This window comes from Dellaglioa sp. CoH-55-MRSF-7 (assembly GCF_056782235.1).
Genome location: NZ_JBXAYI010000231.1, coordinates 1 through 242, shown reverse-complemented (window position 1 = coordinate 242; position 242 = coordinate 1). Strand labels below are relative to the sequence as shown.

Genomic DNA, 242 nt, shown 5'->3' with positions numbered 1-242 from the left:
GCCGGACACGCTGCGCGAGACCCGGGTCGTACTTGACCTCGGGTTCACTGACCTTGATACCGGCCTGCGCGTCCAGCACGCCCATCACCACGTCGTACACCTGATCCCATTGCTGAATCTTTTGCGACGAGAATGCAATGTTGTACTTTTCGCCCAGAATCTGCGCAATCTCATCACGCGGCGAGTCCAGCTTGATATCTTCCATCCAGTCCTCGATACGTGCCGAATCATCGACAGAATAC

1 protein-coding gene is annotated in these 242 nt (G+C 55.8%); it reads right to left on the bottom strand.

Annotation, left to right across the window (positions count from 1 at the left end):
• On the bottom strand, positions 1-242 hold a 242-nt coding region (locus AC1RPU_RS08490; RefSeq protein WP_481769731.1), incomplete at both ends, for a hypothetical protein.